Source organism: Terrabacter sp. RAF57 (genome assembly GCF_052113925.1).
Taxonomy (GTDB): domain Bacteria; phylum Actinomycetota; class Actinomycetes; order Actinomycetales; family Dermatophilaceae; genus Terrabacter.
The window spans coordinates 68,450-93,055 of sequence record NZ_JBFRDT010000012.1 but is presented as its reverse complement, the minus strand read 5'-3'; the positions used below and the strand labels follow the sequence as shown (position 1 = coordinate 93,055).

24 protein-coding genes are annotated in these 24,606 nt (G+C 71.4%); 4 read left to right on the top strand and 20 right to left on the bottom strand.

All coding sequences use genetic code 11. The features are described 5' to 3' along the window. Window positions 1-11: 11 nt before the first annotated feature. From AB4Y83_RS14820 to AB4Y83_RS14810, 3 genes are all read right to left on the bottom strand, one after another. On the bottom strand, window positions 12-329 hold the full coding sequence (locus AB4Y83_RS14820) for a hypothetical protein (RefSeq protein WP_442297348.1): 318 nt from the start codon (window positions 327-329) through the stop codon (window positions 12-14). A gap of 1 nt (window position 330) precedes the next feature. Further along, window positions 331-2,196, bottom strand: a complete 1,866-nt coding sequence (gene dxs / locus AB4Y83_RS14815; RefSeq protein ID WP_442297347.1) for a 1-deoxy-D-xylulose-5-phosphate synthase — start codon at window positions 2,194-2,196, stop codon at window positions 331-333. A gap of 161 nt (window positions 2,197-2,357) precedes the next feature. Further along, window positions 2,358-2,750 carry a hypothetical protein gene (locus AB4Y83_RS14810; protein ID WP_156023365.1) on the bottom strand — a complete coding sequence of 131 codons (393 nt, stop codon included), beginning with the start codon at window positions 2,748-2,750 and terminating at the stop codon, window positions 2,358-2,360. A 31-nt stretch (window positions 2,751-2,781) separates the two neighbouring features. Here AB4Y83_RS14810 and AB4Y83_RS14805 point away from each other — a divergent pair, with 31 nt between their 5' ends. Further along, window positions 2,782-3,549 carry a VOC family protein gene (locus AB4Y83_RS14805; protein WP_442297346.1) on the top strand — a complete coding sequence of 256 codons (768 nt, stop codon included), beginning with the start codon at window positions 2,782-2,784 and terminating at the stop codon, window positions 3,547-3,549. Between the two features lie 31 nt (window positions 3,550-3,580). Here AB4Y83_RS14805 and AB4Y83_RS14800 read toward each other — a convergent pair whose 3' ends face one another. The 9 genes from AB4Y83_RS14800 to AB4Y83_RS14760 all read right to left on the bottom strand — a co-directional run bounded on the left by AB4Y83_RS14800 (window position 3,581) and on the right by AB4Y83_RS14760 (window position 16,636). Further along, the gene (locus AB4Y83_RS14800) at window positions 3,581-4,888 is read right to left on the bottom strand and encodes a peptidase C39 family protein (protein ID WP_442297345.1); all 1,308 of its coding nucleotides are present in this window, start codon (window positions 4,886-4,888) and stop codon (window positions 3,581-3,583) included. A 116-nt stretch (window positions 4,889-5,004) separates the two neighbouring features. Then, window positions 5,005-6,156: a C39 family peptidase gene (locus tag AB4Y83_RS14795; RefSeq protein ID WP_442275962.1), complete on the bottom strand. Its 1,152-nt coding sequence runs from the start codon at window positions 6,154-6,156 to the stop codon at window positions 5,005-5,007. Window positions 6,157-6,281: 125 nt separating this feature from the next. Further along, window positions 6,282-9,086 (bottom strand): aconitate hydratase AcnA, encoded by a 2,805-nt coding sequence (gene acnA / locus AB4Y83_RS14790; protein WP_442275961.1) that lies wholly within the window; start codon window positions 9,084-9,086, stop codon window positions 6,282-6,284. Between the two features lie 97 nt (window positions 9,087-9,183). Next, window positions 9,184-10,362 (bottom strand): methyltransferase, encoded by a 1,179-nt coding sequence (locus AB4Y83_RS14785; RefSeq protein WP_442297344.1) that lies wholly within the window; start codon window positions 10,360-10,362, stop codon window positions 9,184-9,186. 143 nt (window positions 10,363-10,505) lie between these two features. Next, window positions 10,506-10,973 carry an Hcp family type VI secretion system effector gene (locus AB4Y83_RS14780; protein WP_442297343.1) on the bottom strand — a complete coding sequence of 156 codons (468 nt, stop codon included), beginning with the start codon at window positions 10,971-10,973 and terminating at the stop codon, window positions 10,506-10,508. A 68-nt stretch (window positions 10,974-11,041) separates the two neighbouring features. Beyond that, a complete protein-coding gene (locus tag AB4Y83_RS14775) occupies window positions 11,042-11,467 on the bottom strand; it encodes an acyl-CoA thioesterase (RefSeq protein WP_442275958.1) in 426 nt (141 codons plus the stop codon). A 124-nt stretch (window positions 11,468-11,591) separates the two neighbouring features. Continuing rightward, window positions 11,592-13,325, bottom strand: a complete 1,734-nt coding sequence (locus AB4Y83_RS14770; RefSeq protein WP_442297342.1) for a DUF222 domain-containing protein — start codon at window positions 13,323-13,325, stop codon at window positions 11,592-11,594. A 78-nt stretch (window positions 13,326-13,403) separates the two neighbouring features. After that, on the bottom strand, window positions 13,404-14,678 hold the full coding sequence (locus AB4Y83_RS14765; protein ID WP_442297341.1) for a class I SAM-dependent RNA methyltransferase: 1,275 nt from the start codon (window positions 14,676-14,678) through the stop codon (window positions 13,404-13,406). Further along, a complete protein-coding gene (locus tag AB4Y83_RS14760; protein ID WP_442276001.1) occupies window positions 14,675-16,636 on the bottom strand; it encodes an APC family permease in 1,962 nt (653 codons plus the stop codon). The genes AB4Y83_RS14765 and AB4Y83_RS14760 overlap by 4 nt, the downstream gene beginning before the upstream one ends. A gap of 205 nt (window positions 16,637-16,841) precedes the next feature. On the opposite strand from AB4Y83_RS14760, the gene AB4Y83_RS14755 reads away from it, so the two are divergent. Next, window positions 16,842-17,504, top strand: coding sequence for a potassium channel family protein (locus tag AB4Y83_RS14755; RefSeq protein WP_056781006.1), 663 nt, complete (start codon window positions 16,842-16,844; stop codon window positions 17,502-17,504). A gap of 23 nt (window positions 17,505-17,527) precedes the next feature. Then, window positions 17,528-18,214: a potassium channel family protein gene (locus tag AB4Y83_RS14750; protein ID WP_056781009.1), complete on the top strand. Its 687-nt coding sequence runs from the start codon at window positions 17,528-17,530 to the stop codon at window positions 18,212-18,214. A gap of 24 nt (window positions 18,215-18,238) precedes the next feature. Here AB4Y83_RS14750 and AB4Y83_RS14745 read toward each other — a convergent pair whose 3' ends face one another. The 5 genes from AB4Y83_RS14745 to AB4Y83_RS14725 all read right to left on the bottom strand — a co-directional run bounded on the left by AB4Y83_RS14745 (window position 18,239) and on the right by AB4Y83_RS14725 (window position 21,112). Continuing rightward, complete coding sequence (locus AB4Y83_RS14745) at window positions 18,239-18,976, bottom strand: DUF3159 domain-containing protein (protein ID WP_442297340.1); 738 nt, start codon at window positions 18,974-18,976, stop codon at window positions 18,239-18,241. Further along, entirely contained in the window at window positions 18,969-19,364 is a 396-nt protein-coding gene (locus AB4Y83_RS14740) for an OB-fold nucleic acid binding domain-containing protein (protein WP_442297339.1), read from the bottom strand. Before AB4Y83_RS14740 ends, AB4Y83_RS14745 begins: the two co-directional genes overlap by 8 nt. 43 nt (window positions 19,365-19,407) lie before the next feature. After that, window positions 19,408-20,166, bottom strand: coding sequence for a DUF3710 domain-containing protein (locus tag AB4Y83_RS14735; protein ID WP_056781011.1), 759 nt, complete (start codon window positions 20,164-20,166; stop codon window positions 19,408-19,410). A 95-nt stretch (window positions 20,167-20,261) separates the two neighbouring features. Next, window positions 20,262-20,759 (bottom strand): dUTP diphosphatase, encoded by a 498-nt coding sequence (dut, locus tag AB4Y83_RS14730; protein ID WP_442297338.1) that lies wholly within the window; start codon window positions 20,757-20,759, stop codon window positions 20,262-20,264. 53 nt (window positions 20,760-20,812) lie between these two features. Further along, window positions 20,813-21,112 carry a DUF4193 domain-containing protein gene (locus AB4Y83_RS14725; protein ID WP_020145516.1) on the bottom strand — a complete coding sequence of 100 codons (300 nt, stop codon included), beginning with the start codon at window positions 21,110-21,112 and terminating at the stop codon, window positions 20,813-20,815. A gap of 348 nt (window positions 21,113-21,460) precedes the next feature. On the opposite strand from AB4Y83_RS14725, the gene AB4Y83_RS14720 reads away from it, so the two are divergent. Then, complete coding sequence (locus AB4Y83_RS14720; RefSeq protein WP_020145515.1) at window positions 21,461-21,646, top strand: hypothetical protein; 186 nt, start codon at window positions 21,461-21,463, stop codon at window positions 21,644-21,646. 129 nt (window positions 21,647-21,775) lie between these two features. Here the strand turns inward: AB4Y83_RS14720 and AB4Y83_RS14715 are convergent, their stop codons facing one another. Genes AB4Y83_RS14715 through AB4Y83_RS14705 form a run of 3 tightly spaced genes read right to left on the bottom strand, consistent with a single transcriptional unit; the run spans window position 21,776 to window position 24,493 of the window. Then, window positions 21,776-22,660 (bottom strand): inositol monophosphatase family protein, encoded by an 885-nt coding sequence (locus tag AB4Y83_RS14715; protein ID WP_442275953.1) that lies wholly within the window; start codon window positions 22,658-22,660, stop codon window positions 21,776-21,778. A gap of 10 nt (window positions 22,661-22,670) precedes the next feature. Then, entirely contained in the window at window positions 22,671-23,798 is a 1,128-nt protein-coding gene (locus AB4Y83_RS14710; protein WP_442297337.1) for a ferrochelatase, read from the bottom strand. A 59-nt stretch (window positions 23,799-23,857) separates the two neighbouring features. Further along, the gene (locus AB4Y83_RS14705) at window positions 23,858-24,493 is read right to left on the bottom strand and encodes a trimeric intracellular cation channel family protein (RefSeq protein ID WP_442275951.1); all 636 of its coding nucleotides are present in this window, start codon (window positions 24,491-24,493) and stop codon (window positions 23,858-23,860) included. Window positions 24,494-24,606 lie beyond the last annotated feature (113 nt).

Here is a 24,606-nt window from a genome sequence, read left to right as displayed (position 1 = left end):
CTCGCCGCTACTCAGCGAGGGCGGTCGGCGACGACCCAGGAAGCGGCAGCGCTGGCCGCGGCCACGGTGAGGACCGCCGGCCACGCACCGATCTTCTTCGCCAGCACGTGCGAGGCGCCGAAGCCACCGAGGTAGACGGCCGCGAGTCCCGCGGCGCCGGCACCGCCGGCCTTGGCGACCCAGCTGCGTCCGGCATAGAGGCCGGCCGCACCGAGCACGACGCCTCCGAGGGGTCGGATGCCGCTCTCGCGGGCGACGACGTAGCCGCCGATGAGCCCGAGGGCAGCGATGGGGGCGGTCCTCACGTCGGCTGCGTCCCGGAGCTTCATGTCAGAGCCTCGGCTCGAGGTCAGCGACGACCTGGTCGCCGGTCAGGCCGAGCTCCTCGAGGATCTGGCCGCGAGAGGCGTGGTCGAGGAAGCGCTTCGGGATGCCGTAGGTGTGGACGGGCACGTCGACGGTCGCCTCGCGCAGCGCGAGGGTCACGGCCGCGCCGACCCCGCCGCTGACGAGGTTGTCCTCGACGACGGCGATCGCCTTCGCCCGGCGGGCGAGGGCGACGACGTCGTCGCTGACGGGCAGCACCCACCGCGGGTCGACGACGCGGACGGTGCGTCCGTGGGCGGCGATCTTCTCGCCGGCCTCGATGGCGAGCCCGGCGAAGGCACCGACGCCCACGACGAGCAGGTCGACGTCGTCACCGGCGTTCTCGAAGAGCACGTCGACGTCGCCGATCGAGCGGACCGCGGTCAGCGGGTCGGCGACGTCGCCCTTGGGGAACCGGATCACCGTCGGGCCGTCGGAGACGTCGACGGCCTCACGCAGCTGGAGTCGGACCTGCTCGCCGTCGCGGGGCGCGGCGAGGCGCAGCCCGGGCACGATCGAGGTGAGCGTCATATCCCACATCCCGTTGTGCGATGCGCCGTCGCTACCGGTGACACCGGCCCGGTCGAGGATGAGGGTGATGCCGGCCCGGTGGAGCGCGCAGTCCATGAGGAGCTGGTCGAAGGCCCGGTTGAGGAAGGTCGCGTAGACGGCGACGACCGGGTGCAGGCCGGCATAGGCGAGCCCGGACGCCATCGTGACGGCGTGCTGCTCGGCGATGCCGACGTCGAAGACGCGGTCGGGATAGGCGGCGGCGAAGCCGTCGAGGCCGACCGGGATGAGCATGGCGGCGGTGAGGGCGACGACGTCGGGGCGCTCGGCCCCGATGGCCACCATCTCCTCGTTGAACTCGTCGGTCCAGATGCGGCCGGACACCTCGAACGGGAGGCCTGTCTCGGGGTTGAACTTGCCGACGCCGTGGAACTGGTCGGCCTCGTCATCGATGGCCGGCTGGTAGCCGCGGCCCTTCTGGGTGATGACGTGCACGATGACGGGGCCGCCGAAGTCCTTGGCCTTGGCCAGTGCCCGCTCGAGCGCCTGCTCGTCGTGACCGTCGACGGGACCGATGTACTTCAGGCCGAGGTCCTCGAACATGCCCTGCGGGGCGACGATGTCCTTGATGCCCTTCTTGACGCCGTGGAGCGTCTCGAACATCGCGCCGCCGACGACCGGCGTCTTGGCGAGCGACCGCTTGCCCCAGTCGAGGAACCGCTCGTAGCCACGGGTCGTGCGCAGCGTGGCGAGATGGTCGGCGAGCCCGCCGATCGTCGGGGCGTAGGAGCGCTCGTTGTCGTTGACGACGATGACGAGGGGCAGCGTCTTGTCGACGGCGATGTTGTTGATCGCCTCCCACGCCATGCCCCCGGTCAGTGCGCCGTCACCGATGACCGCGACGGTGTGCCGGTCGCTCTCCCCCGACAGCCGGCGGCCCTTGGCGATGCCATCGGCCCACGAGAGCGCGGTCGAGGCGTGCGAGTTCTCGACGACGTCGTGCTCGGACTCGGCGCGGCTCGGGTAGCCGGAGAGCCCGCCCTGCTTCTTGAGCTTGCTGAAGTCGTGCCGCCCGGTGAGCAGCTTGTGCACGTAGGCCTGGTGGCCCGTGTCGAAGACGAGGGTGTCGCGAGGCGACTCGAAGACCCGGTGCAGCGCGATCGTCAGCTCGACGACGCCGAGGTTCGGGCCGAGGTGTCCACCGGTCTTGGAGACCTCGGTGACGAGAAAGGTGCGGATCTCTTCGGCCAGCGCCGGCAGCTGGGTCGCCGGTAGCGCCTTGAGTGCCGCCGGGCTCGTGATCGTCTCCAGCAGGGGCACGCTGCCTCGTCCTCTCGGTGGTGTCTCGACCCACTCGGGTGGGTCGATCGAGTCTACGGGTCAACGTCCAGCGGCTCCCAACCGTGCGCACGAGGCCCTGTCGGTCTCGTCACACGACCTCCACACGGCAACCCGACGCCCGACGTCCCCGGCTGACGCGCTCAGAGGCGGGGCGCGAAGACCTTGCCCTGGAGCGCCTCGTGGAGCAGCCGCGCCGAGCGCGAGGCCGCCAGCAGCCGGATCCCCTCGGCCTCGATCTGCCCGAGGATCTCGGTCAGGGCGTCGGCCGGCACGTGCGGCCCGATGGCGACGCGTGCCTCACGCCACGCGTCCCGCATCGCCACGACCTGCCCGTCGAGGTGCCGACCGGCCAGCCACGCGAGCGCGATCGGGTGACGCCGCCACCCGGCATACGCGCGGTAGTCGGGCGGGCACTGGTCGAGCAGCCACAGCACGGCGCGGTCCTCCCAGCCGGGCGTGTGGGCCGGCGGGACGCCCGGCGGCCACCCCGGTGGGGTGTGTCCGCGAGACGCAGAGGAGGTCGGAGTCGGCATGCTCCCAGTCTGCCTCGCCTACTCTCGGAGCATGACGACGGTCAGCTGGGTCACGGCCTTCCTCGACCTCCCGCCCGACGTCCACGCGGCGGGCACCCACTTCTGGTCGGCAGTGACGGGGTATGCCGTGTCGCCGGCTCGCGGGGACGTCGCGGAGTTCACGACGTTGCTCCCACCGGTCGGTGACCCCTACCTCAAGATCCAGCGGACCGCCGCCGACGATGCAGCCGTGCCCGGGATCCACCTGGACCTGCACGTCAGCTCGGCCGCAGAGTCAGCGGTTAGGGCTGGAGGGCTGGGCGCCGAGGTGGCGCACCGGTCGGAGCACGGCTACGTCGTGCTCCGCTCCCCCGGCGGCTTCGTCTTCTGCTTCGTCCGCGAGCCGCTCGCCCAACGTCCCTGGCCGACCCGGTGGCCCCAGGAGCACGAGAGTGTCGTCGACCAGGTGTGCCTCGACATCCCGGCCGCCGCCTACGAGGCGGAGTGCACCTTCTGGTCTCAGCTGACCGGCTGGCCGCTGCGCGGGTCGGTGAGCCGCCCGGAGTTCCGGCACCTCGTGCGTCCGGACGGCATCCCGCTGCGGCTGCTCCTCCAGCGGCTCGTCGAGCCCGCGACAGGGCCGGTCACCGGCCACCTCGACCTGGCGTGCGACAACCGGCCGACCGAGGTCTCCCGACACGTGGGCCTCGGCGCGACCGTCGCGGCCGACCACGGGGGCGGGTGGACCACGCTCCGCGACCCGGCCGGCGCCCTCTACTGCATCACCGACCGCGACCCGAGGTCGGGCCTCGGTCGGTGAGCGTCCAGGCCACGCCGGCCCGCGCTTCAGGTCACCAGTTGGGCTCGTGTGCCGGCGCCGGCGGCAGCGGACGGTCGGCGGGACGGATGACGTAGACGATGCCCCCGCTGTGCGGCACCCAGACGTTCTCGAACTGCTCTCGGTCGTAGACGACGCGCACCTGGTCGTCGCTCGCGACGAGGTGCGAGGCCGGGTCGTTGCACACGACGTCGCCGGACGGGGTGAAGCCGACGACGACCATGAGGTGGCCGTTCGTGCCGTAGCCCGCGCCCGTGAGCTCGCCCTTCTTGAACGACACCGACACGACGAGGGGGATGCCTGCGGCGATGAACGCCTCGGCCTCGGTGAGGCTGCGCAGTCGCGTCACGAAACCACGGAGGTCGGCGCGCGTGGCGGCATACGCGGTGTTGAAGGGCCAGTTGCCGGCGCCGTCGTAGGTGTAGTCGAAGACGTGGCGTGCGGTGAAGTCGACCTGGGCGTCGACCGGCGGGTCGACCCACGCGGTCTCGGACGCCGTCGGCCCGGCGCCCCAGTAGGCGACGACCATCGATGTCGAGGTGGGTGAGCACCAGGCCTCGCCGCCGTTGTCCCACTGCGGGTAGTGCCCGACGTGGACCTCCTGCGAGTAGGTGGGGACGTCGAGGGTCGTGCCGCAGGCGGGTCCGTTCGGGCTGCGCGGCACCTTCTTGGCATCGGGCAGGGCCGAGGCCATCGCCCCGACGACGGACACGGACGGCGTGTCGGAGGTGCCGCGGGGACGCAGGAGCCTCAACTCGAGCTGCCAGTCCGTCAGGGCGTAGCCGGTGCGGGTCGCGAGGGTGTCGGTGAAGACGGTCGCCACGGTGTCGCCCTGGCCGGCGACGGAGGTGCGGTGGATGCCACCTCCGTCCGCGGGGTCCTCGGACGCCCAGCGGCCCAGGACGTAGTCCTTCGTCGTCATGCCGGCGCTGGTGCCCCGGACGCGCACCTCGACCCACGAACCGCCGGGCGTCGCGGCGTTCCACGAGGCGACGAGCTCGGTCAGGCCGAAGCCCGGGGTGACGACGGGCGAGGTCCAGGTCGCGACCTCGTACGTGACGGGAGTGGCCACCGTGTCGTGCGGGTCGGTGTAGTCGACGGTCCGGTCGAACGGTCCGAAGACGAGGTCGGCGCCGGACCACGAGGTGTAGTGGACGTGTCGGTCGGCCCCGCCCTTCTTGCTCTCGGCCGCGCGGGCCCGCGGCGCGTCGGAGACGCCGACGAAGGCGGCGCCTACGGCGGCGCCCGCCGCCGCACCGGCGAGCAGCGAGCGACGGCTGGGCTGGAACGGGGCGGCTGAGACGGTGGAGCGACTGGGCATGGGCACACCTTCCGGAGGGGGATCGCGCGGCCAGTCAACACCCGGTCATTGCTCCCGTGGGGCGTTGGCGTCGCAAATTCTCGCGATGAGGACGCGATGCGGAGGAAAGTGACGCGTCAGCGCCAGTTCGGCTCGGAGGGCGAGGACGGCAGCGCGACGTCGCGCGGGTGCATGACGTAGGCCAGCCCTCCGTTGGCCCCGAGCCAGACCCGTTCGAACTGGTCTCGGCGGTAGACGCTGCGCACCTGCTCGTTGCTCGCGATGCGTTGGGAGTTGGGGTCGTTGGACACGACGTCACCCTCGTCCGTGAAGCCGACGACCGTCAGCAGGTGACCGTTGGTCTCGTAGCCGGCCCCGTCGAGCTCGTCCTCGCGGAAGCCCACCGACACGACGAGCGGGATGCCCGCCGCGACGAACGCCTCGACCTCGGTGAGGTCGCGCAGGCGGGTCACGTAGGCACGCAGCCCTCGCGCGCCGGCATACGCGGTGTTGAAGGCCCAGTTGCCCGCCCCGCCGTAGGCCAGGTCGAAGACGCGGCGCACGCCGTGCACGACCTCCGGGTCGGTGTCGTGCCCGACCCACGAGGCCTCGTCCCGTGAGGGCGCTCTCCCCCAGTGCTCGAGGAGCATCGTCGTCGACGTCGGTGAGCACCACGACTGCCCGCCGTTGTCCCACTGGGGGAACGACCCGACGTGCAGCCGCTGCGAGTGCGGCGGGACCGCGACCTCGTGACCCCGCCCCACACCCGGTCGGCTCGTCGACTCGTCAGGCGTGAGGGTGAAGCGTGAGGCGGCGCCGGCGACGAGCGTCACCGTGGGCCAGGCGATCCCGTCATCCGGGAGTGCGAGGGCCGTGACGCGCAGCTGCCACCGGTCGACGCCTCGTCCCGGCGAGGACAGCCAGGTGTCCGTCGAGACGCTCCCCGGCTCGAAGGTCTGCCCGGGCACCGTGGTCCGGGTGATCGGCGACTCCCCCGCCGGGTCGTCCTCGGCCCACCGCGCGAAGGTGAACCACGGCGTCCAGCCGGCGTCGTCGGCCACCCGCCCCTCGACCCGCAGCCACGTGCCGGCCGGCGTCCGGGCGTTCCACGACGGGATGAGCTCCGTTGCGGCGAAAGGGGACTCGACGACCGGTGACTCCCAGGTCCGCGCGCGGTAGGTCACCGCCTCGGCTCCGTCGACGTGGACGTCGGCATAGTCGACGTCGGGTGCCGGGGACCAGTCGAAACCGGTCTCCCACACGGTCAGGATGGCGTGTCGCTCGGTCACGCGACGAGCATGCCATCCGAGTGCGTATGCCGTCCGGCCGGGTCCCCGAGCGACCGCACACGGCGACGGGCCCGCATGCCGTGGCGTACGGCATACGGGCCCGTCGGGCTGGGCTGGCCTGCGGGTCAGCTGTTGACGAGCGACCGCAGGACGTACTGGAGGATGCCGCCGTTGCGGTAGTAGTCGGCCTCACCGGGGGTGTCGATGCGTACGACGGCGTCGAACTCGACCGTCTCACCCGACTCCTTGGTGGCGACGACCTTGACGGTCTTGGGCGTCGTGCCCTCGTTGAGGGCCGTGATGCCGGTGACCGAGAAGGTCTCGGTGCCGTCGAGGCCGAGCGAGTCGGCGTTCTGGCCGGCCGGGTACTGCAGCGGGATGACGCCCATGCCGATGAGGTTGGAGCGGTGGATGCGCTCGTAGCTCTCGGCGATGACGGCCTTGACGCCGAGCAGGCTCGTGCCCTTGGCGGCCCAGTCGCGCGAGGAGCCGGAGCCGTACTCCTTGCCCGACAGGATGACGAGCGGCGTGCCGGCAGCGGCGTAGCTCTGGGCGGCGTCGTAGATCGTCGACTGCTCGCCGCCGTTGGTGAAGTCGCGCGTGAAGCCGCCCTCGACGCCGTCGAGGAGGAGGTTCTTCAAGCGGATGTTGGCGAACGTGCCTCGGATCATGACCTCGTGGTTGCCGCGGCGCGAGCCGTAGGAGTTGAAGTCCCTGCGCTCGATGCCGTGGTCGGCGAGGTACTTCCCGGCGGGGCTGTCGTTCTTGATGGCGCCGGCCGGGCTGATGTGGTCGGTCGTGACCGAGTCGCCGAGCTTGGCGAGCACTCGGGCGCCCTCGATGTCGGCGACCGGGGTCGTGTCCATCGACATGCCGTCGAAGTACGGGGGCTTGCGGACGTAGGTCGACTCGCCGTCCCAGGCGAACGTGTCACCCTCCGGGGTCGGCAGCGACTTCCAGCGCTCGTCGCCCGCGAAGACGTCGGCGTAGTCCTCGGTGAACATCTCCTGGCTGATCGAGCTCGCGATGGTGCGCTCGACGTCGGCGGGTGCCGGCCAGATCTCCTCGAGGAAGACGTCCTTGCCGTCCGTGTCCTGGCCGAGCGGCTGCGACGCGAAGTCGAAGTCCATCGTGCCGGCGAGGGCGTACGCGATGACGAGCGGCGGGCTCGCGAGGTAGTTCATCTTCACGTCGGGGTTGATGCGCCCCTCGAAGTTGCGGTTGCCCGAGAGGACCGACGTGACGGCGAGGTCGTTGTCGTTGATCGCCTTGGAGATCTCCTCGTTGAGCGGACCCGAGTTGCCGATGCACGTCGTGCAGCCGTAGCCGACGAGGTGGAAGCCGAGCTTCTCGAGGTAGGGCCACATGCCCGCCTTGTCGTAGTAGCCCGTGACGACCTTGGAGCCTGGCGCCATCGACGTCTTGACCCAGGGGGCGACCGAGAGGCCCTTCTCGACGGCGTTCTTGGCGAGCATCGCGGCTGCCATCATCACCGACGGGTTGGACGTGTTGGTGCAGCTCGTGATCGAGGCGATCGAGACGATGCCGTGGTCGATCTCGAACTCGCGGCCCTCGGCGTCGGTGACCGACACCTTCTTCGACGGGCGGCCGGTGACGCCACCGGAGTCGGCCGGACGGTCGCCACCGTTCGTGCCCTCGACGGTCCCCTGCGGGGTGGGGTCGCTGGCCGGGAAGGACGAGGCGGCACCCGCGTCACCCTCCTCGTGGGCGACGTACGTCGGGAGCACCTTGCGGAAGGCGTCCTTGGCGTCGGTGAGGGCGATGCGGTCCTGCGGACGCTTCGGGCCGGCGATCGACGGGACGACGGTCGAGAGGTCGAGCTCGAGGTACTCGCTGTAGCGGGCCTCCGGCTGGTCGGGGCCGGCCTTGAGCCACATGCCCTGCTCCTTGGCGTACGCCTCGACGAGGGCGACGCTCTCGTCGGAGCGACCGGTGAGGCGCAGGTAGTCGAGGGTGACCTCGTCGATCGGGAAGATCGCGCACGTCGAGCCGAACTCGGGGCTCATGTTGCCGATGGTGGCGCGGTTGGCGAGCGGCACCTGCGAGACGCCCTCGCCGTAGAACTCGACGAACTTGCCGACGACACCGTGCTTGCGCAGCATCTCGGTGATCGTGAGGACGACGTCGGTAGCCGTGGCGGCGACGGGGATCGAGCCGCTCAGCTTGAAGCCGACGACGCGCGGGATGAGCATCGAGACGGGCTGGCCGAGCATGGCCGCCTCGGCCTCGATGCCGCCGACGCCCCAGCCGAGCACGCCGAGGCCGTTGACCATCGTCGTGTGCGAGTCGGTGCCGACGCAGGTGTCGGGATAGGCGACGCGCTCGCCGTCGATCTCGCGGACCATGACGGTGCGGGCGAGGTGCTCGATGTTGACCTGGTGGACGATGCCGGTGCCCGGCGGGACGACCTTGAAGTCGTCGAACGCGGTCTGGCCCCAGCGCAGGAACTGGTAGCGCTCGCGGTTGCGCTGGTACTCGATCTCGACGTTGCGCTCGAAGGCGTCGGCGCGGCCGAAGACGTCGATGATGACGGAGTGGTCGATGACGAGCTCGGCCGGGGCGAGCGGGTTGATCTTGGCCGGGTCGCCGCCGAGGTCGGCGACGGCCTCTCGCATCGTGGCGAGGTCGACGACACAGGGCACACCGGTGAAGTCCTGCATGATCACGCGCGCCGGCGTGAACTGGATCTCGGTGTCGGGCTCGGCGTTCTCGTCCCACGAGCCGACCGCGTTGATGTGGTCGGCGGTGATGTTCGCACCGTCCTCGGTGCGCAGGAGGTTCTCGAGGAGGACCTTAAGGCTGTACGGCAGGGTCTCCTGCCCCTTCACCCCTGCGAGGCGGTAGATCTCGTAGGACTGACCATCGACCTCGAGGGTCCCCTTGGCCTTGAAGCTGTCAACACTGCCCACGACGGGCTCCTTCCAGCAACTCTGATGTCACGGTGCTCGATTTATCTTGACGTCAAGATATATCTAACCACACGGGTTCGTCCTTGTCAGTCCACCCCTACCCGCCCATCCTTCCCTCCGCTCGCGCCGTTGTCGCCCCCTGTGCCGGCCTCTCTCCCGCGCCGGTGGGACCGCCCCGCGTGACGGGCTGACGCGCCGACCACAGCAGTCCCTCGGCCGGGACACCCGCTTCGAGGCGGAGGTGGACCGGGGTCACCTCGACGTCCACCAGACCGGCGACGGCACTGACCGACCGCAGGTACTCCTCGCCGTGGGCGTAGCGCCCCGACGACGTGAGCCGCCAGTCCCCCACCCCGTCGACCAGCCGCTCGACGGTAGCCACGAGGACGCCACCGGGCCGCAACGCGCAGGCTGCCGCCGTGGTCGTCGGGCCGAGGTCCCCGAGATAGCAGAGCGTGTCCGCGCCGACGACGAGGTCGTATGCCGTGGCCTCGGCCCGGAGGAACGCGCCGAGCTCGGCGCGCTGCAGGACGTCGTAGCAGCCGCGCACCTGCGCCAGCCGGAGCATGTTGACCGAGAGGTCGCAGCCGGCCAGGGTGCGCGCCCACGGTCGGACGAKGGCCCCGACGAGGCCCGTGCCGCAGCCGAGGTCTGCCACGTCGAGCTCACCCGCCGGCCGGCCCAGGACCGCGKCGACCCGGTCCGCGACGAGCTCCGGCGCGCGGTAGCCGAGACCGGCGAGGTGCGGGTCGAAGGCCTCGGCGGTGGCGTCGAAGAGCGTCTCGACGTAGTCGTCGGGCGCCCGGTCGGGCGGGGGCAGCCCGCCGAGCGCTGCGAGGCGGTGTCGGGCGCCAGGATGGTCGGGGTCGACGCGGACCCACCGACGCACGAGCTCGAGGGCGTGGGCCTCCGCGCCGTCGGCGGTCAGTGCCAGCACGGCCGCTGTCACGGCAGCCCGCCCGGGCGGACTCCGTGGCTCGAGCTCGAGGGCCCTGAGCCCGGCCTCCCCGGCACGGGCCGGGTCCCGGGCCAGCCGAAGCGCGGTGGCGAGGTTGGCCCACGTCGGGGCGTCGGTCGGGTGGACCGCGAGGCTGGACTCGTAGGCCGCGATGGCGGCCGCCGGGTCCCCGGCCTCCAGCCGCATGTTGCCGAGGTCGTTGTGCAGGCTCGCGAGCACCACTGGGTCCGTGGCCACCGAGATCGCCTCAGCGACGAGCCGCTCTGCGGCGGCGTCGTCACGACGCAGGTGCGCTGCGACCGCTCGAAGGTGCAACACGCGTACGTCCTCTGGTGTCCGTGTCGCCGCGGCGAGCGCCGCCTCGGCGCCCGGCCCGTCGCCTGCGCGCAAGCGCGTCAGCGCCTGCTCGAGCACCTCGTCCAGCGGGACGTGGTGAGGGTTCGCGCCGTCGGGGCCGGAGGTCAGCCCATCTTGTTGGATCGGATGTCCCACGTGACGCTGGAGGTTCGCCCGGTCGCACCGCCGCCTGGACCGGGCTCCGCGTAGTCGAAGCGGATCCATGCGGGCTGGAGGGCGACCTCCTCGTCGACGTCGCCCTCGTCACCGGAGACCAGGACCTCGGTGACGACGAGGTCTTTCATCGTCACCGTGAGGAAGTCCTTGCGGGCGCCGGGGTGGGCGACGTTGAGCGTCGCGTCCTTGAGGTGCTTGCCGGTCGCGGCGAACGACGCGAGGTGGGGCGAGGCGAGGTCGTAGTGGTGCACGATCCGGAACTCGTGGGCCCGCGGGCGTCCGGACGCGCCTCCGCTGCCGGAGCCGTTCGTCTGGGTCGTCACACCCCAGTTCCACGAGACCACGTCGATCGCGCCCTTGTGGTCCTTGCTCTGGCTGCTGCCGTCGATGCCGTCGAACTTCATGAACGCATCCATGTCGCCTCCACCCGATGCCGAGCACGTCCGTCGACGCTAGCACCGCGGGAGTCCTCGCCAGAAGGCCTTCAGGCGAGCCCGTCGCCGGGGCCCTCACCCGCCAGGGCGTCCCGGAAATGGGGATCGAGCTCGGCCTTCGCGCCGGCCTCGGTGTCGAACCAGACGTAGGTGATGACGCACGTGGCCGTGAGGAGAGGGTGCTCGCCCCGGCGCCAGATCTCGTGTCGAAGGGTGAACGACGACGTGCCGATCCGGTCGACGACCACGCGGATGTCGGCATGGTCGAGCGGCTTGAGGCTCGCGGTCCAGTCGATCTCGGCGTGCCGGACGAGGGCGAGCCGGTGCTCGTCGGCGAAGCGGTAGGGCCCGTAGCCGAGGTGGTCGAGGAAGGCCATCTTCGCGTCCTCGCACCACGTCAGGTAGTGGGAGTTGAAGACGACGCCGGCGAGATCGATCTCGGAGAACTTCACGGCCACGGGATAACTGAACGACATGACCCCATCGTCTCCCGACGTGCGCCCCCCTTCGTCGCCAGGTCGGCAGACGGCCAGCTGGGAGACACGAAATGGACGCTGCGAGCCTTCGCGACCGTCGAGGTCCCACGGCCCCGAGTCCACCTCAGGCAGCGTCGAGCCTGACGTCTGCTGGGTGCGTCACGTAGGAGCGTCCGGTCGGCGAGCTCCACGTGCATGTGCCGTCGGCTTCCGACGTCAGCGTCCAGCCCGCGTGGTGCTTGAAACCGTGGTGGGTCCGGCACAGGCAGACGAGGTTGTCCTCGGTGGTCGGGCCGTCGGGAAAGCGCACGACATGATCGAGGTCGCACCGGCGCGCGGCGACACCGCACCCCGGGAACCGACACGTGCGGTCGCGGTCCCGAACCCGTTGTGCCAGAGCAACGTTGGGCCGGTAGATCGCGGGGTCGCGGGCGACCGTGACGCCGGTCAACGCGTCGGCTCGGGTCACGCGCAGCGCGACATCGGGGTCGGTCAGCAGCTCGGCCAGTGCCTCCGAGAGCATCCACCCGAACCGAGGATGTCGGACGCCGAGCTCCGGTGGCCGCCAGGGTGGACGTCCGACCAGACCGGTCCCGTTCACATCGGCTGCCGAGGCCGCTTCGGGTCCGGGCCCCGACACCGAGTGGCCGGCTGCCCGCCCGTACGCATCCGCACCCTCGTCGTGTCCGGCGGGCGACCGCGTCACGAGACCGAAGAGCTCGGACCCGATCGCGTGCTCCGGTGCGAGGCGAGGACCTGTGATGTGTGCGAGGTCGAAGGACCCTGCAGCGACCGGTGCCACTGGGCTCGGGACGTGCCGCGGATCCTCCCGACCGGATGGGGCATCCGCACCCCTGTCGGCAGCCGACACGTCTGCCAGGTCGTCTGCGTGGGTCTCGTGACGGCCTGGGAGCGCTGCGCCCTTCAGTCCCGCGAGCGCGCCCCCGCCCTGGCCATCGGTCGCGCGATCGGTGAAGGTCGGCACGACCAGCTCGACGGTGGTGGACACCTGGGCGCTCCCGAGCAGCAGGTCGAGGAAGGCGTCCGCCCGCGCCTGGTCGATCGACCGCGCCGGGTCGGCACGCACGTACTCGTGGGCCAGCTCATCGACGGCGCCCCAGGCCTGCATCGAGTCCCGCGCCGGCAGCGACGCCTTCCACCACGTCGTGCCCGGATCCAGCCCCGGCGCCACCCGAACGAAACGATCGCGGAGAGCGAGCTCGGATCGACGACGCACGGCGTCCGGGTCGATCGCCATGGCGGCACGCTCGCACTGGCGTCGCAGCCGGGCGGGGGTCAGCGACTCCACCCCGGTCTCCATCACGACGGCATCGAAGGCCGGGCGAGCATCAACCGCGACAAGTCCGGCTCGGTCCGCCACGACGCCCGTCTGCCGCTGGGTGAGCCGCCCGCCGAGTGCGGCTGCCAGGGTGCGTGGGAGGTCCTCGACGAGGCAGAGCGCGTCGGCGACCCGCGACTCGGCGCCGCGCGGCGTCGAGCACAGGACGGGCGCGACGCTGGAGGCCACCATCTTCACCGCCGAGGGCCGCCACTCCGAGCCGTCACCCCATTCACCGTCCAGATCGGCGAAGTCGAGCTCCTCGCGGCGAACGCAGGCCGCGAGCGCGAGGTCCTGCACGGCGCCGAGGACGTTCATCGCGCGCTGCGCGACAGCAAGGACCGCCTCGGCGCTCGCCGTGTCGAGACTGCGCAGGCGCTCCGGCACCACGCGCGCCACGACTGCCGCCTGTGCCACCGGTGGCAGCGCGTCGAAGACGTCAGCGGGGATCTGTGTCAGGAAGGACAGCACGGAACCGGCAGCGGCCTCGCTGCTCTCGCCGACGCTCCCCATCTCCATGTTCGAACACTAGTACGACCCACCGACAGTGCTCGTCGAGTCGGTTCAGTCGACGAAGCACGCGCTCCCGCCGCCGGCTCAGGCGCTCGTCGTCCCGTCTCGCGGCTCGAGCACGGCGATGCACTCGACGTGGTGGGTCATCGGGAAGGCGTCCCAGGCCTCGAGCGAGACGAGGCCGTAGCCGTGGGTCCCGGCGGCCTTGACGTCGCGGGCCAGGGCGGCGGGGTCGCACGCGACGTAGACGACGCGTCGGGGCCCCATCCCGGCCACCAGGGCCATGACGTCCTTGCCGGCACCCGTCCGGGGCGGGTCGAGCACCACGAGGTCTGCCATGACGCCTTGCCCGACGAGCGACCGCAGCTCACGGTCCACACGGTTGGCGCGCCACTCGACGTTCTCGAGGTGCTCGGTGTTGGACTCGCCGTTCTCGACCGCTCGGCGATCACCCTCGACGCCGAGGACGAAACCGTCCGGCGCGACGAGCTCGCCGAGCCGCATCGTGAAGAGACCCGAGCCCGCGAAGAGGTCGAGGACGCGGTCTCCCGGCTCCGCCCCGAGCAGCGTCGACACGCGTGACAGGAACGTCGTGGCCGCGCCCGGGTGCACCTGCCAGAAGCCCCGGGCCGAGACGACGTACTCGCCCTCCCAGTCCCCGTCGCGGGCGAGCTCGCCGAYGAGGCCGCCGCCGCCACCACTCCCACCCTCAGGCGGAGGCAGGGGCACGAGCACCGGYTCGTCGGGGTGCACGGCATTGACGACGTCGACCGACTCGACGTCCGGCCACTCGGTGTCGAGCACGCCGGAGTCGATGACCGCCCGCGTGGCGATGAGGCAGTCCTCGACGGGAACGATGTCGCTCGACCGGTGTCCGCGCAGACCCGCTCGGCCGGCACCGTCCACGGCGAACTCGACCCGGGTGCGCCAGCGCAGCCCTTCCTCGTCGCCCGGCACCGGCTGGACGACGACATCGACGTCGAGGCCGCCAACCCGCGCGAACTGCTCCCGCACGACGGCACCCTTGAGCGCCCGCTGGGTGTCGAGGGACGCGTGCTGGAAGTCGCAGCCACCACAGAGGCCCGGGGCGGCATACGGGCACGGAGCGGTCACCCGACCAGGCGCGGCCTCGAGCACCTCGACGGCGTCGGCGCGCACGAAGCTGTCACCGACGCGGCCCTCGGTGACGCGTGCGACGACGCGCTCACCGGGCAGCGTGTGGCGCACGAAGACGACCTGACCCTCGTGACGGGCCACGCAGTGGCCGCCGTGGGCGACGGGTCCGACCTCGACGGTCCACTCCCTCCCGACGAGAGACTCGCCGCCGGCGGCCCGCTCGCGGTTCTGGCGACCGCTCACAGCGCTCCACCGCGCACGGAGCCGCTGATCGGGGGCTCGTCGATCCAGTCGCGCTCGGCGCCCTCGGAGGACTGCAGCTGCCACGGGACGCTGACGACCATGACACCGGGTGTGAAGAGCAGCCGGGCCTTGAGGCGCAACGCGCTCTGGTTGTGCAGCACCTGCTCCCACCACTTCCCGAGGACGTACTCCGGCAGGTAGACCGTGACGATGTCGCGCGGGTTGCCGCTGCGGATCGACCGCACGTAGTCGAGGATCGGCTTGGTGATCTGGCGGTACGGCGAGGACAGCACCTTGAGCGGCACCGGGATCTCGCGCTTGTCCCACTCGTCGAGCAGCGCCTGCGTCTCGTCGGGGTCGACGTCGACCGTCACGGCCTCGAGGTAGGACGGCCGGCTCGCCCGGGCGTAGGCCAGCGCGCGCATCGTCGGCTTGTGCACCTTGGAGATGCAGACGATGGCGTGCACGTGGCTCGGTAGCATCGGCCGCTCGACGTCCCAGTCGATGGCCAGCTCGTCGCGCACCCGGTTGTAGTGCTTCTTGATCCCCAGCATGAGGACGAAGAGGACGACCATCGCGAGGATGGCGTACTTCGCCCCGGCCTGGAACTTCGTCAGGAGCACGACGACGAGCACCGTCGCCGACATCGCCGCGCCGACGGCGTTGATGACGCGCGAGCGCTGCATCCGGGCCCGCTCCTTCGGGTTGCGCTCAAGCCTGAGGTGGCGCGTCCAGTGCCGGACCATGCCCACCTGCGAGGTGGTGAACGAGACGAACACCCCGACGATGTAGAGCTGGATGAGAGCCGTGACCTCGGCCTTGAAGACGATGACGAGGACGATGGCCGCGCCGGCGAGGATGAGGATGCCGTTGCTGAAGGCCAGCCGGTCGCCGCGGGTGTGCATCTGCCGGGGCAGATAGCCGTCGCGGGCGAGGATCGAGCCGAGCACCGGGAAGCCGTTGAACGCCGTGTTCGCCGCGAGGACGAGGATCAGGCCGGTCACGATCGAGACGAAGACGACACCGATCGGGAAGTTCGCGAACACCGACTCGGCGAGCTGGCCGATCGCGGTGTGCTGGACGTACGAGTCGCCGACAGGCTGCCCGTCGCGCAGCAGCTGGGCGCCCGGGTTGTCGGCGATCTTGACGCCGGTCCACTGGCTCAGCGCGATGATCGAGCCGAGCATGACGACCGACAGCGTGCCCATGAGCAGCAGGGTGGTCGCTGCGTTGGCGCTCTTGGGCTTCTTGAAGGCGGGCACACCGTTGCTGATCGCCTCGACGCCGGTCAGGGCGGCACACCCGGACGAGAAGGCGCGGAGCAGGAGGAACGCCGCGGCCAGACCGGTGAGACCCTGCCCCTCCTCGGGTTTCAGGGTCAGGCCGGCGCTCTCCGCCGGGGTCAGGGAGCCCGTGAAGTGCTGGATGAAGCCGTAGATGCCCATGCCGATGATGGCGAGCATGAAGGCGTAGACCGGCACGGCGAAGGCCTTGCCCGACTCGCGCACCCCACGCAGGTTCATCGCCGTGAGGAAGGCGATGAGGGCCACTGCGACGATGACCTCGTGCCCGCGCACGAACCCGAGCACCGTCGCGGCGTTCTGCACACCGGACGAGATCGACACGGCGACGGTGAGGACGTAGTCGACGAGGAGGGCGCTGGCGACGGTGAGGCCGGCCCGTGGGCCGAGGTTGACGGTCGCGACCTCGTAGTCGCCGCCACCCGAGGGGTAGGCGTGCACGTTCTGGCGGTACGACGCCACCACGACGACCATGACGAGGACGACCGCGACGGTGACCTGCCAGCTGTGCGTCGCGACGAAGGCGCCGCCCGCCAGACCGAGCATGAGCAGGATCTCGTCGGGCGCGTAGGCCACGGACGAGAGGGCGTCGCTCGCGAAGATGGGCAGCGCGAGGCGCTTGGGCAGCAAGGTCTCCCCGAGCTTGTCGCTGCGCATCGCGCGACCGAGGAGGAGGCGCTTGAACAGCGAACCGGTACCGGGCACGACGCAACTGTATGACGGATCAGCTCCCCGCACTGACCCACTCGGGACGCCGTGGACACGACCCCGAGAACGTATGCCGTCCCGACCGTTTCGCTCCCCCGTCCGGCCCGCGCGGCCTGCAGAGTGGGCGACGGCCTCACGGTGTAGCGTCGCGTCCGTGCACTTCGTCATCATGGGATGCGGCCGCGTCGGGTCGACCCTCGCCCGCACCCTGGGCCGCAACGGCCACGACGTCGCCATCATCGACGCGGACGCCTCCGCGTTCCGCCGGCTGGGCACCTCCTTCGAGGGCCAGACGGTCACGGGCATCGGTTTCGACCGCGACACCCTCATCGCCGCCGGCATCCGCGAGGCCTACGCGTTCGCGGCCGTCAGCAGCGGTGACAACTCCAACATCCTCGCCGCCCGCGTAGCGCGCGAGACGTTCGGCGTCGAGCACGTCGCCGCCCGCATCTACGACCCGCAGCGCGCCATGGTCTACCAGCGCCTCGGCATCCCGACCGTCGCGACGGTGCGCTGGACCGCCGACCAGATGATCCAGCGGCTGCTGCCGCAGGGCGCCGTGCCCGAGCTGACCGACCCGAGCGGCAAGATCGTCATCGCCGAGGTCCCCCTCGCCGAGGGCTGGGTCGGCCGGCACCTCACCGACCTCGAGGAGCAGACCGGCGCCCGCGTCGCCTACGTCACCCGGCTCGGCGAGGGCACGCTCCCCCGGCCCGACATGGTCGTCCAGCAGGGCGACCTCGTGCACCTCACCGTCCCGCGCGACGACCTCGCTCGCGTCGAGCGGCTCTGCGACCAGGCCCCGGCCGCCCACTGACCGGCACAGGAGAAAACAACCCCATGCGCGTCGTCATCGCCGGAGCCGGAAGCGTCGGCCGCTCCATCGCCCGTGAGCTGCTCGGCAACGGGCACCAGGTGCTGCTCATCGACAAGGACGCCGACGACGTCCAGGCCTCGCGCGTGCCCGAGGCGTCGTGGCTGCTGGCCGACGCCTGCGAGCTCGCCGCCCTCGAGGAGGCCCGGCTCGAGGAGTCCGACGTCTGTGTCGCCGCCACCGGTGACGACAAGGCCAACCTCGTGCTCTCGCTGCTCGCCAAGACCGAGTTCGGCGTTCCGCGCACCGTCGCGCGCGTCAACAACCCCAAGAACGAGTGGATGTTCGACGAGTCGTGGGGCGTCGACGTCGCGGTGTCGACCCCACGCCTGATGACGGCACTCATCGAGGAGGCCGTGAGCATCGGCGACCTCGTGCGCATCTTCGAGTTCCAGCAGGGCCGGGCCTCGATGGTCGAGATCACCCTGCCCGAGGGCAGCCCCTTCGCGGGGCGCCGCGTCGGTGACGTCGACTGGCCCACCGACACCGTGCTCGTCGCGATCATCCGCGAGGAGCGCCCGCTCGCTCCCACGCCCGACGACGCGATCGAGGCCGGCGACGAGCTGCTCTTCATCACGACGACGGAGCAGGAGGACCGCCTCCAGGACCTCGTCGCCCCGGGCGAGCGGCACCACACGAGCCTCGAGGACTGACTTCGAGGTCGCCGGCGCCGAGCGTCAGGCGAGCCGCGAGGGGTCGATCGGGGTGCGCCCGCGGAGCAGGATGGCACCCATCGCCGTGATGGCGAGCAGGTAGGCCGGCCAGCCGAGGACCACCTTGGCCACCCCGAGCGCGGCCACCTGCTCGGCGAGGTAGAGCGGCACCATGATCGAGAGCCGCACGACGTTGAGGGCGATGAGCACCCAGGCGAGTCGTGCCGCGACCGTGACGATGCCGGAGTGGCGACGCCACCACGTCGGGTCCTCGGCGAACGCCTCGGGCTCGGCGACGCCGACGACGAAGCCGAAGAGCGGCCACCGCGTCAGGTTCGTCACGAGCAGCAGGACGAGCAGCGCGGCGTTCTGGAGCATGCCGGGCAGGAAGGCGTCCTCCGCCCGACCCGACCGCAGCGCGAAGAAGGCGGAGATCCCGACGCCCGCGGCGGCATACGCGATGAAGCGGGGGTCCTGTCGCTGCACGAGACGCACGAGCAGGAGGACGGCCACGAGGACGCCGGCGACCACGAGGGAGGTGCGGAGGTTCTCGGTGCGCGCCCACACGAGGGCGAACGCCAGGGTCGGGACGGCCGACTCGACGGCGCCGCGCCACCCTCCGATGGCGTCGGACAGCTTGTCGCGGAGCAGCTCCTCGACCGTGTCGTAGCGGCGCAGGTCGGCCTCGGAGCGGACGACCGCGTCGCCCTCCCCGGCGCGTTCTCCGCCCGGGCCCACGGCCCGGCCGTCGGCGTCAGCCATGCGCCTGCCCCGCCCGGCCGATGAGCTCGTACGCCGGGTTGAACATCGTCTTGACCTTCCGGCGGGTGGTGATGCGGCCCGTGGCCTGGATCTTGACGCCGGGGACGATCCCGGCGATGCGTCGACGGCCGAGCCACACGAGGTGCAACGACTCGGTGCCGTCCCAGACCTCGACGTCGAGCGCGGGCGTCTCCTCGCGCGGGCGCAGCGTCACGGAACGCACCTCGCCGCACACTGTGACGGTGATCCGCTGGGGTGCGTCGCCGATGTGCACGACGCCGTCGAGGTCCGAGGACTCACGGCGCAGCTCGGCCGCCTCGATCTCGTGCGACGAGCGCGTGAGGCGGTCCGTGAGCCGACGCAGGGCGCCGGGCTGGCCCGTGGTCACGGGTGCGTCCGGCTGGGACGCGGTGCGGGACACGGGCTGGCCATCAACGGACCTCGGTGATCTCGGGTCCGCGCTCGAACGGGTTGAGGTCGGGGCCGCCCTCGACAGCGCCCTCCTCGGCCTGGACGGCGCCGTCGGCGTCGGGCAGGCGCAGGGGCAGCAGCTCGCGGGGAGGCATGGCCTCCTCGCCGCGGTCGATGACCGTCGTCCGGATGACGTCGTGCACGGCCTCGGCGGCGGCCGGCTCGATCGCGGCGCGGCCGGAGACCACGGCGCGGAGGAACCAGCGGGGGCCGTCGACGCCGACGAAACGGGCCGGCATGAAGACGGTGCGGCCGTCGGGCCCGGCCTGCGGCATCCGGGTCAGGAGCTCCTCGCCGAACTCGCCGGTGAGCACCTCGGCGGTGCCGCCGGCATCGACGATGCTCGCGGCGATCTCGTTGCGGATGTCGATCCAGACACCCTCGGTGCGCGGCGCCGCGAAGGCCTGCAGCTGCACCGCCGACTCGCCGATGACAGCCGTCACGCCCGTGATCTGCTGCTCCTGCTCGTTGACCTCGAGGCGCAGCTCCATGCCCTGCTGTCCACGCAGCCAGATGGCACCGAGGTTGAGGTAGTCGGAGTCGTCCTCGACCTCACTGCGGTCGAGCGGTCGGGACGTGGCCGAGGCGGCGGTGTCACCGTCCGCGTCGCCGTCGAGCGCGCCGTCCTCGGCGAGCTCGTCCTGCTCGAGGTCGTCGGCACGGTCCACGGCATCGGTGTCCGGGCGGTCCTTCGACTTGCCCCGGCTGAAGAGTCCCACGTCATTCCGTCCTTTGAGTCCTGCTGCACGGTGGGCACGATGCCCGCCCGCGGTCGTCGGCGCTGACGCAGCGCCCGGCGAACCGTATCCGATGATCACGCCCGGGTGGGCGTCTCCCCCGGTGTCGGCGAGGCGGCGCCGCCGGTGGCGAACCCACCGGTGGATCCGTGTCCAGTGTCCCCCCGACTGGTCTCGTCGAGCGAATCCACCTCGACGAAGTGCACGCGCTCGACCCGCTGGACGACCAGCTGGGCGATGCGGTCACCGCGCCGCACCGTGAACGTCTCGCGCGGGTCGAGGTTGACGAGGTTGACGAGGATCTCGCCCCGGTATCCCTCGTCGACCGTTCCGGGGGCGTTGACGATGGAGATGCCGTGGCGTGCGGCGAGGCCGGAGCGCGGGTGCACGAAGCCCGCGTGGCCGGCCGGCAGGGCGAGGGCCACGCCGGTCGGGACGAGGACGCGCTCCCCCGGCTGGATGGTCACGTCGACGCGCGAGCAGAGGTCGGCACCGGCGTCACCAGGGTGGGCATAGCGGGGCAGGGGCAGGTCGGGGTCGAGCCTCCGGACCGGGACAGCACAAGGGTCGGTCACGAGGACCGACCCTACTTGCTCCTGGCCGTGCTGCTGCCCGGTGTGGAATGCGCTCAGGCGGCGCACTCCGTGCAGATCATCATGCCGTTGCTCTCCTTGGCGAGCTGGCTGCGGTGGTGGACGAGGAAACAACGCCCACAGGTGAACTCGTCGGCCTGCTTGGGCAGGACGCGCACCGACAGCTCCTCACCGGAGAGGTCGGCGCCCGGGAGCTCGAAGCCCTCGGCCTGCTCGGTCTCGTCGACGTCCACGCTGGACGACGTCTTGTCGACCCGACGGGACTTCAGCTCCTCGATGGAGTCTTCGCTCAGATCGTCGTCAGTCTTGCGTGGCGCGTCGTAATCGGTTGCCATCTCGTTGTCTCACTTCTACTCGTCTGCGCCTTGCGGTCTGTGACGCGGAGAACGCTCGTGGGCCCGTGCTTGTTCCCGGAGAACCCGTGCGATCAACGACGTTGTCAACAGCGACGAAACATGTCCGCGTGCGCGTATGGTGCCCGATCGCCACCGCGTTGTCACGTTGTCCGAGCCAAGGCCTGAGACGCGGACCCTCCCGCACCACTCACGCCTACCCTTTTCGGACGAACAGTTCACCTGGGCTTTGCCATTCGCCGACCATCGCGGGTGCACATTGGTGGTCCTACGGCGCGGTAGGGTCTCCGGACTCGACCGATCGACAACCCAGGCCCGGAGGTGGCACCCATGACCGAGTTCGTCGACCAGATCAGGCAACGTGTCAACGACGCGCTGGGCGACCTCGCCGAGGCGCGACAGGCGGGTGACGACTACCGCGTGCAGGTGCACACCGGCGAGCTGGAGTCGTTCGCCCGTCTCGCCACCGAGAACGGCATCCGCGTCCCCGAGCTCGAGCCGTTCCAGGCGGCCTGAGCGGCGTCCCAGCGACACACCACGACACGAGCGGGCGTATGCCGTCCGCTCCCCCCAGGACGACAGACGCCCCAGCCGGCACGGCCGGGTGGGGCGTCGTCGTATGTCCTGTGCGCACGCGCGTGACGGTCAGCCTGCGTCCACCGGCGCGACGAAGAGGGCGCGGACCTGCTCGGCGAGAGCGGGCCCCGCGGCGACGGTGAGGGCGGTGCCGGGCGCCGACCCGGGCTCCTCTCCCGCGCCGACGACGACGCCCCCGGCCTCCTCGACGACGAGCCAGCCCGCCGCGAGGTCCCAGGCGTTGAGCCCGGTCTCGGCGTAGGCGTCCACGGACCCCTCGGCCACCCGCACGAGGTCGAGAGCAGCGCTGCCGATGCGTCGGATGTCGCGGACGAGGGGCAGGACCCGCCGGAGCACCTCGGCCTGTCGGGCGCGCACCTCAGGGGCGTAGCCGAAGCCGGTCGCGAGCAGGGTGCGGGCGAGGCGGTCCTCGGCCGAGACGGACAGACGCTCCGGAGCCACGGACTCGGTCGGGTCCTCGGGGCTCGTCCAGGCGCCGGTGCCCCGGCCGGCGTGGTGCACGAGGCGGCGGCAGGGGTCGGCGACGGCGCCCGCGACAGGGGTCCACCCACCCTGGGAGTGGGCGTCCCCGACGACGACGGCCACGGACACGGCATACGCAGGGATCTCGTAGAGGTAGTTGACGGTGCCGTCGATGGGATCGAGGACCCACGTCAGACCGGACGTCCCGGTGACGTCGGCACCCTCCTCGCCGAGGATGCCGTCGTCGGGGCGGGCGGCCTGGATGAGCCGGTGGAGCAGCTCCTCGGAGCGTCGGTCCATGACGGTCACGACGTCGGTCTCGGTCGACTTCGTCGCGGCGACACCCATCCGGGGCGGGCGCTCGTCTCGGATGAAGCGCGAGGCCTCGACGGCGACCTCGACGCAGAGCCGCTCGAGCTCCTCGACCGTGACTCCGTCGGGCAGCGCGGGAACGGGGCGTGCGGTGGTCATCGCGGCGCCCTCAGTCGCTGCCGCACAGGGCCGGACGGGCCTGGCGCAGGTTGGGGCAGCACCCGGGCGCGCACACCGACGGCATCCGACCCTCGAACGGTGGGACGTCCTCACCGCGGGCCTGCGCCGCGCGTTCGAGCAGGGCGTCGACGAGATCGCGCACGAAGACGGAGTCGGTGCCGACGGTCGGGACCCGCACGTGGGTGAGGCCGAGCTCGTCCGCCGTCTGCTGCGCCTCGGTGTCGAGGTCGTAGACGACCTCCATGTGGTCGCTGACGAAGCCGATCGGGGCCGTGACGACCGTGCGGACGCCGGCGGCCGCGAGCTCGCGCATCCGGTCGTTGACGTCGGGCTCGAGCCACGGCTGGGTCGGCGGACCCGAGCGCGAGCAGAAGACGAGCTCGCCCGTCAGGTCGCGGCCGAGGACGCGGTTGACCTCCTCGGTCAGCTGCGACGCGAGCGCCAGGTGCTGGCGCTGGTAGAGGTTGCCCTCGCCGTCGCCCGGTCCGGACGTGTCGTCCATGGCATCGGGGATCGAGTGCGTGACGAAGAGCAGCGCGATCTCCGCGTCCGGCGCGCCGTCGAGCGTCCGCAGTGACCGGACGAGCTCGCCTGCGTTGGCGGCTGCGAACCCGGGACGCCGGGCGTACTGCGACACCTTGTCGATCTGCAGCTCGACACCGTCCTCGGCCACCGTGGCCGCGGCGTCCGCGAGGTTCTCGCGGTACTGCCGACAGGAGGAGTAGCACGAGTAGGCACTCGTCGTCAGGGCGACGACACGGCGGTGGCCGGCCGCGTGGCTCTCGCGCAGGGCGTCGTCGATGAAGGGCTCGCTGTTCCGGTTGCCCCAGACGATCGGCGTGCTGATGTCGCGCGCGTCGAGCTCGGCGCGCAGGGCCGCGATGAGCGCCCGGTTCTGGTCGTTGATCGGGCTGCGGCCACCGAAGTGGTGGTAGTGCTCACCGACGGCCTCGAGACGCTCGTCGGGGATGCCGCGTCCGGCCGTGACCCGCCGCAGGAAGGGCATGACCTCGTCGGGCGCCTCGGGACCACCGAAGCCGAGGAGGATCACGGCGTCGTACGGTTCGAGCGGCGAGGGCTGGGGCTCGTCGGACTTCGGTGCTGCGTCAGGTGTCATGTCTCCGCCATCGGTGGGTGAAAGGGTTCGTGGGACGGGTCGGCGGTGGTGCGCCGTCGTCAGGTCGGGTTGGAGCGCAACGGGGTCGGGGCGTTGAGGTCGAGGCGGACGGCGAGGATCCGGAGGGCGAAGACCAGACCCGCGGCGGTCCAGAGCACCCAGTCCTGGAGCGAGCCGAGCTGGGCGGCGACGACGACGACGATGGACCCGAGCGTGGCCGGGACGGCATACAGCTCGCGGCGCAGCACCTCGGGCACCTGGCCCGCCAGCAGGTCGCGCACGACCCCGCCCCCGACCGCCGTGATGACGCCGACGAGGACGGCCGCGATCGGCGACACCCCGAGCGTCGTCACGGCCTTGAGACTGCCCGCGACCGCGAAGGCCCCGAGGCCGGCGGCGTCGAGGACCCGGACGAACCGGGTGATGCGCTCGACGCCCGGGTGGAAGAGGAACGTGACGAGACCGCCGAGCGCCGCGGCGGTCAGCAGCCGCCAGTCGCTGATGCCGACCGGCGGGATGTCGCCGATGAGCAGGTCGCGCAGGATGCCGCCGCCGAGGGCCGCGGCACAGGCCAGCACGAGCACCCCGAAGAGGTCGAAACGCTTCTTGACGGCCACGAGGCCGCCGGAGAGCGCGAAGACGAACACGCCGACGAGGTCGAGGGCGAGCTGCGCGGACGCGAATGAGGTAGGCATGCCAGAGCAAACGGTACCCGTGCGGCGTGGTCGCTTTGGTGGGCACCCGGCCCGGTGGCATGCTCGACAGCACGGCGCACGGCCGGCCCCTCGGGACGCGACATCACGTCGCG